Origin of the sequence: Hungatella sp. SB206, from assembly GCF_051132295.1 — a bacterium.
Classification (GTDB): domain Bacteria; phylum Bacillota; class Clostridia; order Lachnospirales; family Lachnospiraceae; genus Hungatella; species Hungatella effluvii.
In genome coordinates this window covers 6329735-6344396 of record NZ_CP096603.1, presented here as the reverse complement: position 1 = coordinate 6344396, position 14662 = coordinate 6329735, and the positions used below count along the sequence as shown (strand labels likewise).

The window sequence follows — 14662 nt, the reverse complement described above, 5'->3', positions numbered from 1 at the left end:
AGAGTGTAAGTTGTAAACGCTCATTATCAAGAAAGGAAAAACTATATGGCAAAGAAAAATAGAAGTGTTCCGCAGTACGGAACTGTTATGAGAAAAGGAATCCTATATTACAGAACACGGATTCAGGATGCGGATGGCAAGCAGGTCAGCTTGTATGCGACCACTTGTGAAGAACTATATGAAAAACAGCAGGCAGCAAAAAAGCAGGTCGAGGAGATTGTTTTTCGCCGAAAGCATCCGACGGTTGCTGAATATTGTGAGAAATGGCTGCTGATGCAATCAGCAAAGGTATCTTCAGCTACGATGAAAGCATATACCTCTGACATGAGGAATTATATCATTAAGCCTTTGGGGGATATGTATATGGAGGAAGTAACCGCAGATGATATTCGTCTGGCGCTTGTGCCGCTGACCAACAAATCGGAGGGGTTATACAATACGGTAAATATGCTCATTAAATGTATTTTTTACTCGGCAGAGCGTAGTGAGCTGATCACTTATAATCCCTGTGTAGGAATATCTGCAAAGGGCGGAAAGCCAACGAAGAAGAAAGACGCATTAACCGACCAGCAGGTTGAGGTGTTATTGGATACAGTCAAGGGGCTGCCACCCTATTTGTTCATTATGATTTGCTTGTATTCTGGGCTTCGCCGGGAGGAGGCACTTGGATTGCACTGGGATTGTGTGTTTCTGGATGCACCTACTCCGTATATATCCGTGCGGAGAGCATGGCGGTCAGAGCATAACAGACCCGTGGTTTCTACGGTGCTAAAGACCCCGGCAGCAAAAAGGGATATTCCGATACCGAAGTGCTTGGTAGATTGTCTGCGAGAAGCGAAAGAAAATTCTATATCAGATTATGTGATCGCTGACAGCAAAGGAGAGCCGCTTGCATATTCACAGTTTCAGAGGGTATGGCAGTATGTAGTTGTCCGTTCCACTAAGCCCCGGAACTACTATAAGTATGTAAATGGGGAGAGTATCAAATATACGGTTACTCCAACGCTGGGCATGACACAGAAGAACCAACCCAAAATCAAATACACGATAGATTTTGATGTGACACCACATCAGCTGCGGCACACTTACATTACCAATCTTCTCTATGCGGGAGTGAATCCTAAGACGGTTCAGTACCTTGCAGGGCATGAAAACAGCAAAACAACTATGGACATCTATGCAAAGGTAAAGTACAATAAGCCTGAGGAGTTATTTGAGGTGGTAAATGATGCGCTACATCAGAGGGGCTTCTGATTGAAAAAACACCTATTTTTGTGGTTAAGGAATAGGACAACCGAGAACCGAAAGGGCAAAAAAGCCTAGAATATCAAGGAAAAACGGCAATCAAAGAATTTCTGAACGGCTTAAAGGCAGCTCGTCGTGCTCCACAGTTCTCAAAGAGATAATCAGACAAATTACGAGTTCATTCAAATCCCGCAGGCGGTTTCGTCTGTGGGATTTTTGATACAGCGGGAAAGTGCGGGAGGTCTCATGCTTCAGATTGCCATTTGTGATGATGAAAAATATTACCGGGAAACCATACGGTCGCTCCTCACGAAATACTTAGAGAAGCGTGGGCTGGAGTACACGTTTTCCATATTTCTGTCCGGAGAAGAGTTCTTGAGCCTGCCGGAAAACGCCGTGAAATATGACGTTGTGTTCATGGACATCAACATGAGCCGTGTGGACGGGATTGAGACAGCAGCCTGGATGAGGTCCCTTCATTCAGAGACGGAGATTGTGTTTGTGACGGCATTTATTCATTATGCGCCGGAGGGATATAAGGTAGACGCGGTGCGGTTTATCATGAAGGATACCCTGGAGGCGGCTCTTCCGGAGTGTATGGATGCGGTTCTCAAGAGAAAACGGCTGGAACAGGTGGAATTTTCCTGCGTGGAGGGGAATGTGAGGCTGTTTACGGATCGGATTCTCTACGTGGAGAGCCGGAAGCATAAGTCCATCTTCTGTTATCAGGGGGCGGAGCCGGCAGCCTATCAGGTGTATTTGAAGCTGGATGAGATCGAAGGGCGGCTGAAGGAATACGGTTTTCTGCGAATCCATAAGAGCTATCTGGTAAATATGAAGCACGTGAGGCGGATCAGCAATTATGAGGCTGAGCTTGACAGCGGGGAACGGCTGCCCATTCCGCGGCTCCGGTTCCAGGCGGTGAAAGAAGAGTATGCAGTATACAAAGGAGCGCTGTAATGGGGATTGTGATGCGAAATATCCTGTTGTGCCTGATGCTGGGGGCTGGCTGCAGCATTTACTATGAAACGATTGTGCCGGTGCGGGTCTGGCGCACAGTATGGGTGAAGTATACGGCGGTTCCGGCGTTTGCGCTGGGATTTCTGGTGATCGCATTTACGGAGGTTCCGCCCTATATCCTGCAGCCGGTGAGAGTGATCGCCGTCCTGTGGCTGGTCTCGTGGATTTACTTTCAGATGAAGGCGGTGCAGAGTTTGATTCTCTCCGTGCTGTTCTGCGCGGCCATGTGGATCGTGACGGCCATTGTCGTGTCGGCCGTATACGCACTTCCCCCGGAATTCCGGGGACTTGAGATGATCGAGGAAGAGTTGTCCTACAGTGTTTTGCTGTGCCTGATGCTGTTGTTTCATTTCCGGTACCGGAAGAAGCTCGGCGGTCTTACTGGGGCGCAGTGGGCCAGGTTTGGGTATTTTCCCATATTCAGTATGATCGTGATTATGGCAATCAGTATGATGATGGGAAGCGGGGATACGGAGCGGCTGGTGGCGGTGGCCGGTTTTGGCGTCCTCAATGTGATCGCCCTGTATTTTATTGGAAATATTCTGGAGAAGGATGCCCAGGTACAGGAGATGAGACTGCTCCAGGAACGCACACAGAACCAGATGGAGATGTACCAGAACATGCAGCAGAACTATGAACGGCAGAGGCGTGACCTGCACGACTATAAGAACCAGTTGACCTGCATCCAGGGCCTTCTTCTGGAGGACCGCAGGGAGGAGGCGCTCCATTACGTGGAAACACTGAACGGAAATCTTCGAAAAAACGCGGATTTTGTAAACACAAACCATGCGGTTGTCAATGTGGTGCTAAATCAGAAGTATCAGAGCGCGCTGGAAAGAAATATTACGATGCTTCTGTCTGTCAACGATCTGTCTGGGCTGACGATGCGTGAAGAGGATTTAGTCACGCTGCTTGTCAATCTGCTGGACAATGCCGTGGAGGCCTGCGAAAAGCTGGAAGAGAACCGGGTGATCCGGTTTAAGATGGTACTGGAGGAGGGGGAGCTGATCCTTTCGGTCAGAAATCCTGTGGCGGTGCCTGTCATCATTGAAGGAAAAAGAATTGTTACCACGAAAAAGGATGGGGGCAATCATGGAATCGGCCTGCTCAATGTGAATAGCGTGATTGAACACCGCGGCGGAACTTCTGCGCTGCGATGTGAGGACGGTTGGTTTTGCTTTTCTGCGATGATTCCTGCTGCGGAGTAAAGGGGGGATTGGCGGAGTCAGTATTGTGAAGTTTATGATACGCAGTACTGGTTGCCTGTTGAGGGGAAAATAGAAGGAGGTGCCGGAAGGCGCCTCTTTTTGCTGCCGCACCGTCTGTTTGTGCTCGGGGTATTGTTCTGTGAGGCGAAGATTCCTATAATTAGGAAGATGAATCAGAGAAGAGGCTGAATTAGAGAAGCGGCTGGATCAGAGAAGCGGCTGAAACACTGAATCAGACATTTCACAGAAAGGAGAGATGACAAATGAAGGGACTGAAAATGAGGATTGTAGTGGCAGCAGTGGTATGTGTCTGCCTGGCAGCCTGCGGCGGGAAGAGGAGTACGGCCAATGCAGAGACGCCGGAAGCGGCGGTTAAGTCGGCCATGGAGGCTTTACAGGCACTGGATTTAAGGACGTTTAATGCCTGCACGGATAATTATGTCAGCACCGACAGAAACTGGCTGGGGATACCGGTGGAAAGGAGGTACCGGGTGTTCAACGAGCTGCAGCAGCCGGGTATCCTGCAGGGAGCGAAAGAGCGGTTTAATCAGGCGTTTGCGGAGAAGATGGTGGAGAATCTGTCCTGGGAGATCATTGGGGAGACGACAGAGGGTCTCCAGTCTGTCATTACCTTGCGCATCACGAATACGGATATGTCCAATGTCATGGGATATTATACGGTTCATATTCTGGAGAAAATGGCGGGCGGCAGGGGAACCGGGCTGAAGGAGCTGTTTGAGGAGATCGCGGAGTCTGATTACGACAGAGGCGGAGTCCTTCCATTTCTCGATGAGGCGGAGGGAAATGTGACGACCGATGTGGAGGTGACGGTATGCAGGGAAAGTAATAGATGGATTATGAAGATCACAGATCCATTTATTGAGGCGTTTATGGGGAATTTCGGAACAGGGGAATTTTCTGATGAGGTGAAAGTGCGTATCAATGAACTGGAAAAGGAGTATGAAAAGAAGATGGACCAGTGGGGAGAGGACTTCGGCAGCCGGATTGAGCAGTGGGTGGAAGGGGTTTTTGATTAAAATACCGCTTGAATTATGGGCCGGACTGTGCTAAAATCTATTTTTTCCTAAAACGCAGGAGATGGATGGAGCATCGGAAAGGAACCGTATGGAGTGGGAGAAATTGCTTTCAAAGGAACGTTTTTATCATTCGGGAGACAGGGAAGAGTCTGACCGGAATGATTATGATACGATTATCAGGAGTACGCTGTTTCGGCGGCTCCAGGACAAGGCACAGGTATTCCCGCTGGAGGCGGACGATTATGTCAGAACGCGTCTTACGCATTCTCTGGAGGTATCTGCCATCGGGAAAAGGCTGGGAGAGCTGACATTCCGGCGGCTGAAGGAGAGACGGATAGACGCCTGGTTTGAAGAAAACCCGGAAACAGAATTTTCAGATACGCTTCTGTGTGCGGGATTGGTGCATGACATTGGAAATCCGCCCTTCGGTCATTTTGGAGAATATGCGGTCCGGGAGTGGTTTCAGCGTTATTTGAAGGACATGGAGCTGGGCGGACGCAGCGTCACGGAGGTGCTGGAGCGTGAGATGGTGACGGACCTTTACTGTTTTGAGGGCAATGCCCAGTCGCTGCGGCTTCTTTCCAAAACACCTCATCTCGGGAGGCAGCAGGGGTTCAATCTGACGTACCGTGTGCTGGCGTCCATCATCAAGTATCCGGTCTCCTCCTTTGCCATAAAGAATGGCAGTGGGAGCAGCCAATACGGAAAGTTCGGATATTATGTGGCGGAGCGGCCGCTCTTTCTGGCAGTCGAGGAAGCTGTGGGGACGGCCGGGGCGCGCCATCCGCTATCCTGGCTCCTGGAAGCGGCGGACGATATCGCTTACCGGACCTCGGATCTGGAGGATGCAATGGTAAAAAAGATTCTGACATTTTCCCAGATTGCAGATGAGCTTGAGGAGTATGCGGCCGGAGACGGCATAATGGGAGACGGGAGAGGGGAGATGACGGAGGCAGTTCTTCTTCTGAAGCAGATGTATGAAGAGGAAATTGCACACGGTGACCGGAAAATGGGAGGCGCTGTGGTCAGGAACCCGAAGCCGGAGCTGACAGCCATCCAGCGCTGGAACCGGTACGTACAGGAGATGATGATCGGGGACGCGGCCAGTTCGTTTGAGAAAAACTATGATGCGATAATGAACGGCACCCTTGAGGGAGATCTGCTGTCGGGGACGCCGTCCGGGTGCCTGGTGGAGGCCATCTCCAGGCTCTGCGAGGAGGTGGTCTATACCAGCCCTGTGAAAATAAAGGCGGAGCTGTTCGGGCGCAGAGTCATCGATTCCCTGATGGGCCAGTTTATGCCGGCGGCAGTCAAATATGATACCGGCGAGGCAATGACATTTATCGAACGGCGGATTATGGATACGGTGTCGGACTTTTATAAATCCATGTACCACGAACAGGCGGCGGGAAAGGGCGAAGAGGAGAGGCTGTATCTCAGAATTCTGATGGTAACGGATTATATCAGCGGGATGACGGATAATTATGCCAGACGGCTGTATCGGGAGTTGTTTTCCTGAGGCGGATGCGGGATTTAAAGCTATAGGCGATTGAAAAGGTAATTCAGAAGTAAGAAAGATGTAAGGTGCCCCAACCGGAGATGGGATTATCGGAATTTGATAATCACTGTTTCGCCCTCTTTTCTGGTATTATTTTCTAAAATATGTTAATATTTCTATTAGCGGTACATGACCCGGAAGGAGGCGGAAGATGGAGAAGAACGATATCGGTATCATTCACGGTACAGAATACCGGGCGATGACGAAGAAACTTCTGGAGTGGGCGGATCTGGCGGGAATGATTGGAAGTATGGATAAAAAGATCGGTTTAAAGCCGAATCTTGCGGTGGCGAAGGCGCCGGAGAGCGGGGCCACCACACACAGGGAGCTGCTGGAAGGGACCATAGAGTATTTGCAGGAACATGGATTTGGACGGATTTCCATTCTGGAAGGTTCCTGGGTGGGGGACAGCACGAAGGCGGCATTCCGGGCGGCAGGATATGACCGGGTATCTGAAAGGTATGGTGTGCCTCTGGTTGATTTACAGCGGGATTCTTTTACGGAGTATGACGCGGCGGGAATGAAGATCAGCCTTTGTGACGCGGCGGCGGAAGTGGATTTCATGATTAACATGCCGGTGCTGAAGGGCCATTGCCAGACTGCGGTCACATGCGCATTAAAGAATCATAAAGGAGTGATTCCCAATTCGGAGAAAAGACGGTTCCATACTTTGGGTTTACATAAACCGATCGCGCACTTGAATACGATAGCGAAAAATGATTTTATTCTTGTGGATAACATTTGCGGGGATTTAGATTTCGAGGAAGGCGGGAATCCGGTGGTGATGAACCGGATTCTGGGATTTCTGGATCCGGTGCTGTGCGATGCCTGGGTCTGTGACAGTATGGGGTACCGGACGGAGGAGGTGCCGTATATTGGGCTGGCAGAGAGACTGGGAGTCGGAAGCAGCGATACAGGGAGCGCCAATGTCGTCTTACTGAACGAAGATGCAGCGGGAACAGCGAAATTTACCATGACCGGACGGGTGAAAAGGCTGGCTGGATATGTGGAACCGGAGGATGCGTGCAGCGCCTGTTATGGATCCCTGATCTATGCGCTGGACCGGCTGAATGACCGGGGACTGCTCTCGAAAGGGGAGGGCCCTGTCTCAATCGGCCAGGGCTGCAGGGGAAAAACAGGAAAGACGGGGATCGGACGGTGTACGGAGCTGTACGAGCACTCTCTCGGCGGGTGTCCTCCGAAGGCGGTGGATATGGTGAAGTTTCTGGAGGAACATTGGGTTTCAGAACAGTAACAATAAGCAGAACAGAAAGAAGGAAACAAGAATGGGACATTTGACAACGCGGGACGCATACCGGAACTTAAGCGACCGTATCAATTGGTTTACACAGGGCGCGCCTACATCGGAGACCCTTTATAAAATACTGGAAGTGCTGTACACGGAGAAAGAAGTGAAATGGGTGGCACTCCTGCCTGTGCGCCCATTTACGGTGAAGAAGGCGGCGAAGATCTGGCAGACGTCAGAGTTTAAGGCGGAGCGGCTGCTGGACCATTTATGCGAGAAGGCGCTTCTGGTGGACTCTTACCACAATGGAATCCGCAAGTTTGTGATGCCGCCGCCAATGGCTGGATTCATTGAATTTGCGTTGATGAGGACGAGAGGGGATATCGACCAGCACTATCTGGGGGAGCTTTACTACCAGTATATGAACGTGGAGGAAGATTTTATCAAGGACCTGTTCTTTGCCACGGAGACAAAGCTGGGCCGTGTGTATGTGCAGGAGCCGGTTCTGACCAACGACAAGACGAATCATATCCTGGATTACGAGCGTGCCACCCATATCGTGGAAGAGGCGGAGTACATTGGCCTGGGGCTTTGCTACTGCCGTCACAAGATGTTCCACGCGGGCCATCCGTGTGAGATCAATGCTCCCTGGGATGTCTGCCTTACGTTTGACAATGTGGCGCGTTCTCTGGCGCAGCATGGCGACTATGCGCGGTTAATCTCCAAGGCGGAGGCACTGGATGCCCTGGAACGCTCTTACGCCAGCAATCTGGTGCAGATCGGGGAAAATGTAAGGGAACATCCGGCATTCATCTGTAACTGCTGCGGCTGCTGCTGTGAGGCGCTGCAGGCGGCAAGACATTTCAGTCCGATGCAGCCGGTGGCAACGACGAATTATATACCGGAAATATCCCTGGAGAACTGTGTGGGCTGCGGTAAGTGTGCCAAGGTCTGTCCGGTTCTGGCCATTTCCATGGAAGAAGGGGAGAATGGAAAGAAAAAGGCAGTGGTGAACAGGGAAATCTGTCTGGGCTGCGGCGTCTGCGCGAGAAACTGTGCGGTGAAGGCCATCGAACTGAAGAGACGCCCGGAGCAGATTATCACGCCGGTTAACAGCACTCACCGGTTTGTTCTTCAGGCGATTGAAAAGGGGACTTTGCAGAATCTGATTTTCGATAACCAGGCATTTGCCAATCACCGGGCGATGGCGGCTGTGTTTGCATCTATTCTGGAGCTGCCTCCGGTCAAACAGGCGCTGGCGAGCAAACAGCTGAAATCTGTGTATCTGGACAGGCTGCTTTCCCATCATAAGAAGTAATGGAATAGAAGATGCAGAAGGAGATACAAAAACTCCGGAAAAGGTTCTGTGACCCTTTTCCGGAGTTTTTATGTGTTGGTTGGTTATTTAAGTGGTACCCGCCGGTTTTAGCGGATAGCAGTGATGCAGCAGCAGCTTGTCTTTAATCGCAGCCGTCTCCGCGTAAAAGGTTTCGGAGATTCTGTTGGCGATCAACTCCGCATTCTGATTATCCACATCGGAGACCATGACGAGGTACTGGCAGCTGCTGTACTGGGTGAAGACATCGCCGAGGCGGAGGGAATGCTGGGTGACAGACTTTAAGGTATCCATCTGCAGCTCCCGCGTTTGAAGCAAGGGGAAATCTCCGTTTTTGTCGGTCAAAGTAAAAAGAATAATGTAGGCGCTTTCGCCGCTTCGGCGCAGCCGGCGCTCTACAAAACGGTATATGCTTTTAAAGGTATCATAGTCCTGGCAGTAAGCCCCGGAGGTCAGCTCCTGTTCCGATAATTCGGAGCGGATTAACGCCATATCGATGTCGATGCCCTTTTTGGCGGCGGAACGGCGTTCCTCGGCGGCGGTCAGAGCCGGTTTCTTATTTTTCTTCCGCTTTTCTGCCAGAAGCAGCTGGTCGGCACGGTCAAACAGACTTTTATAATCATCACCGGGCTGATAGAGGCTTCCGCATACTGTGACGGAGATACCGTTGATAAGCGGGCTGGTCATCTGGATTCCTAAAAGGCGGGTCCGTATCTGCCGGCACCGCTCATCTGCAAAACTCTGGTCCTGCGCAAGCGGCATATAGATGACAAACTCATCTCCGCCTACACGGCCCAGTATATCATTTTTAAAGGTCATGAGACTCAGGATCCGGACAACCTCCTGGATCACGGAATCTCCTCTGATATGGCCGTATCGGTCATTGATCTGCTTGAACTGGTCCACGTCAAGCACGAAAAGGACACCGGTCTTTTTTTCGGCCAGCAGCTGGTTGATTTTTGTTTCTGTAGCACCTCGGTTATAGATGCCGGTCAGCCAGTCGTGGCTGGCCAGATTGCTTAATATTTTGTTCTCCTCTTTCAAGGCTTCCAAATCCCACTTCATATGTTATTATGCCCCCTGTCACTCTGCCTTAATGATACACAGAACCCCCCTGCAAGTCAAGAAATATAACTTGAAATGTATGAAAAGAGACACGGAGTGCCTGTACCATGGAAGCTCCGGCTTGCCGTTTTGCAGGAAAGAAGGTAGAATAAATGATAATGGGAAGGTGCGGTGAAGGTGGAAATGAATCCGGCAATATGATATACTCATAAGATGGCAGAATGACAGAAAGGAATGCAGAATTATGTATGATAAGCTGACAAAGAATGATATTCAGAAAATGCAGGAAGAGATAAATCACAGGAAGCTTGTGGTCCGGAAGGAAGCGCTGGAAGCGGTCAAGGAAGCGCGGGCTCACGGAGATTTAAGCGAGAATTTCGAGTACCACGCGGCCAAGAAGGATAAGAACCAGAATGAGAGCCGGATCCGATATTTGGAGAGAATGATCAAGACGGCGCAGATTGTATCCGATGAATCCCGGGAAGATGAGATCGGCCTTTACAATACGGTGGACTTGTATTTTGAGGATGACGATGAGGTGGAGACGTATAAGCTGGTGACCACGGTGAGGGGGAATTCCATGAAGGGGCTTATCAGTTCGGAATCACCTCTGGGCAGCGCCATTATGGGGCACAGGGTGGGAGACCGGGTCTATGTGAGGATTAACGAGAAGGCGGGATACTATGTGGTGGTGAAACGTCTGGAGAATACGACGGACGACGGGAGTGACAAGCTGAGAAGCTATTAAGGCCGCGGGAGGCGAAGTATGAAAAACACACAGGGTGACGGCGGTCTTACGATAAAATATGCGGCGCTTCAGGGAAACTACTGGATGCTGTTTGGTTCGGTCTTTACGTTTATAGCGGTATTTCTGCTGTCCCGGGGATTTTCGGCGGGCGGTGTCGGTGTTCTGATGGCCCTTGGAAATATCACGGGGGCAGTCCTGCAGCCGTGGATTGCCGCTGTGGCGGATAAGAGTGAGAAATATACGCTGAAACAGATGATGATGTGTATCACCGTCCTGGGAATTATTCCGGCGGCAGCGCTGGCGCTCGTACCGGGATCCCGGTATTTGGCAGCAGGGCTGCTCATGGTGGTTATGGCTGTAGTAAGCGTTCAGCAGCCTCTGGTCAATGCGGTGAACGGATATTACTTAAGCCGCGGGAAATCCATGAACTTCGGGATTGCGAGAGGAACGGGCTCTCTGGGATTTGCGGTTCTTTCCTGGATTATGGGGTATTTTGTGGCATCTTTCGGTGAAAATGTGATCCCCATTGCCATCTGCTTCCTGCTGGTCACCATGCTGGCAGTGCTTTCCTCATTTCGGATGGAACGGGGAAGGGAAAGTGCCGCAGAAATGGCTGAGAGTGCGGAGAAGCCTTCGGAGATTTCGTCAAAAGGAAATGTCATTTCCCGTACACAGGGCAGCGGCTGGGGGCTCATCAGGAAATACAGGAAGTTTTTCCTGGTGCTGGCCGGCATTGTATTTTTGTTCGCTTTTCACAATATGGTTAATACCTATTTAATACAGATTATGGGGCGGTTCGGCGGGGACAGCTCTGATATGGGAACGTCCATAGCCATTGCCGCGGTCTGTGAGATTCCAGTGATGGTGATGTTTTCAAAGATTGCAGAGAGAATCAGGCCCAACCGTCTGCTTAAGATCGCAGGACTCGGCTTCCTGCTGAAAGCCGCTGCAATCTGGATGGCCGGCAGTGTGCTGCTGGTCCATGCAAGCCAGCTGCTTCAGGCCCTGTCCTTCGCGATCCTGATCCCGGCCTCCGTCTACTATTCGGATGAGGTGATGGAAGAGCAGGACCGGGTAAAGGGGCAGGCCTTCATTACCGCGGCTATCACGGTCGGCGGAATGGTGGGCAATCTCTTTGGCGGAAAGATTATTGACGCGGCAGGGGTTCCGGCTATGCTGACCATCGGTGTGGCCTGCGCGGGAGCCGGCATGCTCTTCGTCTGGATCGGCGCGGTCCCGGCGAAAGAAAGGGGATCAGACGGCGCATTATGATGAAGGACATGACAAAGGGGAAGATACCGTCGGAGCTGATCCGGTTTTCTATTCCGCTGATTCTGGGCAACTTGTTTCAGCTGACCTATAACGCGGTGGACTCGATCATCGTCGGCAGATGGGCGGGGGAGAATGCCCTTGCGGCGGTGGGAACGGCGAATCCCGTGATGAACATTGTAATCCTGGGGATTACCGGTATCTGTATAGGGGCCTCGGTATTAATGAGCGAATTCTTTGGGGCGGGCCGCAGGGAACAGCTGAAGCGCCAGGTATCCACCACGCTGATCTTCGGCTGCTTCTTTTCGGCTGTCGTGGTTCCCTTGGGAGTGCTACTTTCGGTTCCGGTTATGAGGGCACTGCGGGTGCCGGAGGAGATATTCGGGGATGCAGTGGCGTATTTGAGGATTATCTTTCTCGGAATGCCGTTTACCTATCTGTATAACGCGGTGGCGTCCGCCCTTCGGAGTGTGGGAGATTCCAGGACACCGGTCCGTTTCCTGGCAATGGCCTCGGTGCTTAACGGCTGTCTGGATCTGGTGTTTGTCGCCGGCTTTGGCATGGGAGTCGTGGGGGCGGCGCTGGCCACGGTTATCGCGGAGGCGGTATCCGCTGTCCTGTGCGTCGTCTACGTTTACCGGAAGGTGCCTCTGCTGCAGTTAAAACGGGAGGATATCCGCATGGATAGAGAACTGCTGAAGCTGACACTGAAGCACGGCTCCATCACGGCGCTGCAGCAGTCCTGCCAGCCCATTGGCAAGCTTCTGATCCAGGGAGCCATCAATCCGCTGGGGGTCAGTACGATAGCGGCATTTAATGCGGTGAACCGGGTGGATGATTTTGCATTTACTCCGGAACAGAGTATCTCGAGTGGTATGATGACGTTTATCGCCCAGAATCGGGGGGCAGGGAAGAAAGAACGCGTGAAGAAAGGATTCCGGTACGGTCTCCTCGTCGAAGCGGGATACTGGGTGATGATCTGCACAGCAATCCTGCTTCTGAAGGAGCCTCTGATGAGGCTGTTTGTATCGGAGGGAGATACGAAGATGGTGGCGCCCGGCGTGGAGTATTTGAGCCTGATGGCATTCTTTTATCTGATGCCGGCATTTACCAACGGAATCCAGGGGTTTTTCAGGGGAATGGGGAATATGTCGATTACGCTGGTCTCCACGCTGATCCAGATCACCTTCCGTGTTGTCTTCGTATATCTTCTGGTGCCGCGGATGGGAATGACAGGGGTCGCCTGGGCCTGTCTGATTGGCTGGAGTTTCATGCTCATGGCGGAAGTTCCGTATTACTTCTGGTTTAAACGCCGCCACGAGCTGTTAAAGAATTAAATCAATCAACTTTTGCCTAAATCGCTGCTTCTGTCTATGTAGGAGGTGTGAAGCATCTCCTCCGCGAGAGGGCTGAGCGGTTTTTCGTAGAAATTCTTATAAATGGCTTTTATCTCCGGGTTTTCATGGGATAAACGCAGCTTCATCTGGCGGTCTCTCGCGTAGAGGCCGTCAATTCGTTTCTGGCGCAGCCCGTCGCCGGAGAAGTTCTTGTCCTTCGGCTGTCCGCCGCCGCCGATACAGCCGCCCGGGCAGGTCATGACTTCGATGAACTGATAGAATTTTTCACCGCGTTTGATGCTGTCCAGCAGCCGTCTGGCGTTGGCTGTGCCGTAGACGACGGCAATCTCCGGCCTGGTTCCCGCGATGGTCAGAGAAGCCTCCTTTGTGCCAGCCAGTCCACGGACTTCCTTAAGGTCATAGAGATCATCGGGCACAGGTTCGCCTGTGAGGGCGGCATAGGCAGTGCGGACCGCGGCCTCCATGACGCCGCCGGTATTGCCGAAGATCACACCTGCGCCGGAACCCTTTCCCATAAATGGATCATATCCAGCCGGTTCCAGGGCGAGGAAATCGATGCCCTCCGCCCGGGCCCACTGGGCCAGTTCTCTTGTGGTGATGACGTAGTCCATATCACGCATGCCTTCAATTCCCAGCGTTTTGCCTGCGGAACACATCTCCTCACGGCGAATCTCGAATTTCTTTGCGGTACATGGGGTGACCGCCACGTTTACGATCTTTTTCGGGTCCAGGTTTTCCTGATTGGCAAAATACGTCTTGATGGTCGGGCCCTGCATACCGATGGGGCTCTTGGAGGTGGAGAGATTTTCCTTGAATTCCGGATAGTACGTCTCCACAAATTTTACCCAGGCGGGGCAGCAGCTGGTGAGCTGGGGAATGGGGATATTGCTGCTGGTTAACCGGCGGATCAGTTCGTTGGCCTCTTCCATAATGGTCAAGTCGGCCGCGAAGTTGGTGTCCAGAACGTAATCACCGCCCAGGGCGCGAAGCAGCGCAACCATGCGGTCTTCCACAAAGCTTCCCTCTTCCATGCCGAATTCCTCACCGAGCGCCACGCGCACAGATGGCGATGTGGAGAAGATGACGATTTTGTCGGGGTCGTTCACGGCCGCTTTTACGCTTTCCCATTCAGGAACTTCCGTAATACAGCCGACAGGACAGACATTGGCGCACTGACCACAGTGGATGCAGATGGCGGTGTCACCTGTCTTTAACAGATCATAGTAGCCTGCGACTCCGATGGACTCGGTACAGACCGTTTTACACTGGCCGCATTTGATACACAATTCCTCATGCCGCATGACAGAGGGATTATCCGGCTCGATGGGGACCCGGATGTCGGTAAATAGGTGTTTGCTCATGTGAATATTCCTCCTGGGTATGAATTAATAACAGTAACTATTATTGATTATAAAACTTCTGACATATTTTGTCAATGGCGTTCTTCTGTTTTTCAAATTCTTTGCTTGTTCCTTTTGCGATAGCGGATGACAGCCGGAGAACATCGTAAAGAAATCGTGAAGATTCGGGAAATGCCATTGTAAGAAAGGCGCGGAGGCGGTATAATTTTCT

12 protein-coding genes are annotated in these 14662 nt (G+C 51.6%); 10 read left to right on the top strand and 2 right to left on the bottom strand.

Annotated features, from left to right (window positions below):
• Nucleotides 1-45 precede the first annotated feature (45 nt).
• From M1L66_RS28125 to M1L66_RS28095, 7 genes are all read left to right on the top strand, one after another.
• The gene (locus tag M1L66_RS28125) at nucleotides 46-1254 is read left to right on the top strand and encodes a tyrosine-type recombinase/integrase (RefSeq protein ID WP_002571065.1); all 1209 of its coding nucleotides are present in this window, start codon (nucleotides 46-48) and stop codon (nucleotides 1252-1254) included.
• A gap of 198 nt (nucleotides 1255-1452) precedes the next feature.
• Nucleotides 1453-2205 (top strand): LytR/AlgR family response regulator transcription factor, encoded by a 753-nt coding sequence (locus tag M1L66_RS28120; RefSeq protein ID WP_349768869.1) that lies wholly within the window; start codon nucleotides 1453-1455, stop codon nucleotides 2203-2205.
• Nucleotides 2205-3473, top strand: coding sequence for a sensor histidine kinase (locus M1L66_RS28115; protein ID WP_187020054.1), 1269 nt, complete (start codon nucleotides 2205-2207; stop codon nucleotides 3471-3473). Before M1L66_RS28120 ends, M1L66_RS28115 begins: the two co-directional genes overlap by 1 nt.
• Before the next feature lie 263 nt (nucleotides 3474-3736).
• Nucleotides 3737-4510, top strand: a complete 774-nt coding sequence (locus M1L66_RS28110; protein ID WP_187020053.1) for a hypothetical protein — start codon at nucleotides 3737-3739, stop codon at nucleotides 4508-4510.
• Between the two features lie 88 nt (nucleotides 4511-4598).
• On the top strand, nucleotides 4599-6029 hold the full coding sequence (gene dgt / locus M1L66_RS28105) for a dGTP triphosphohydrolase (RefSeq protein ID WP_187020051.1): 1431 nt from the start codon (nucleotides 4599-4601) through the stop codon (nucleotides 6027-6029).
• Between the two features lie 190 nt (nucleotides 6030-6219).
• Nucleotides 6220-7323, top strand: coding sequence for a DUF362 domain-containing protein (locus M1L66_RS28100; RefSeq protein ID WP_187020049.1), 1104 nt, complete (start codon nucleotides 6220-6222; stop codon nucleotides 7321-7323).
• A 31-nt stretch (nucleotides 7324-7354) separates the two neighbouring features.
• Nucleotides 7355-8632, top strand: a complete 1278-nt coding sequence (locus M1L66_RS28095) for a 4Fe-4S dicluster domain-containing protein (protein WP_434688983.1) — start codon at nucleotides 7355-7357, stop codon at nucleotides 8630-8632.
• A gap of 87 nt (nucleotides 8633-8719) precedes the next feature.
• Here M1L66_RS28095 and M1L66_RS28090 read toward each other — a convergent pair whose 3' ends face one another.
• Complete coding sequence (locus M1L66_RS28090; RefSeq protein WP_187020047.1) at nucleotides 8720-9715, bottom strand: GGDEF domain-containing protein; 996 nt, start codon at nucleotides 9713-9715, stop codon at nucleotides 8720-8722.
• Between the two features lie 244 nt (nucleotides 9716-9959).
• On the opposite strand from M1L66_RS28090, the gene M1L66_RS28085 reads away from it, so the two are divergent.
• The 3 genes from M1L66_RS28085 to M1L66_RS28075 are packed head-to-tail and all read left to right on the top strand — an operon-like array spanning nucleotide 9960 to nucleotide 13069.
• Entirely contained in the window at nucleotides 9960-10463 is a 504-nt protein-coding gene (locus tag M1L66_RS28085) for a GreA/GreB family elongation factor (RefSeq protein ID WP_002604655.1), read from the top strand.
• Nucleotides 10464-10481: 18 nt separating this feature from the next.
• Nucleotides 10482-11735, top strand: coding sequence for an MFS transporter (locus M1L66_RS28080; protein WP_187020046.1), 1254 nt, complete (start codon nucleotides 10482-10484; stop codon nucleotides 11733-11735).
• Entirely contained in the window at nucleotides 11732-13069 is a 1338-nt protein-coding gene (locus M1L66_RS28075; RefSeq protein ID WP_434688982.1) for an MATE family efflux transporter, read from the top strand. Before M1L66_RS28080 ends, M1L66_RS28075 begins: the two co-directional genes overlap by 4 nt.
• Nucleotides 13070-13074: 5 nt before the next feature.
• On the opposite strand, the gene M1L66_RS28070 is transcribed toward M1L66_RS28075, so the two are convergent.
• Nucleotides 13075-14451, bottom strand: a complete 1377-nt coding sequence (locus M1L66_RS28070) for a [FeFe] hydrogenase, group A (protein ID WP_434688981.1) — start codon at nucleotides 14449-14451, stop codon at nucleotides 13075-13077.
• Between the last annotated feature and the right edge of the window lie 211 nt (nucleotides 14452-14662).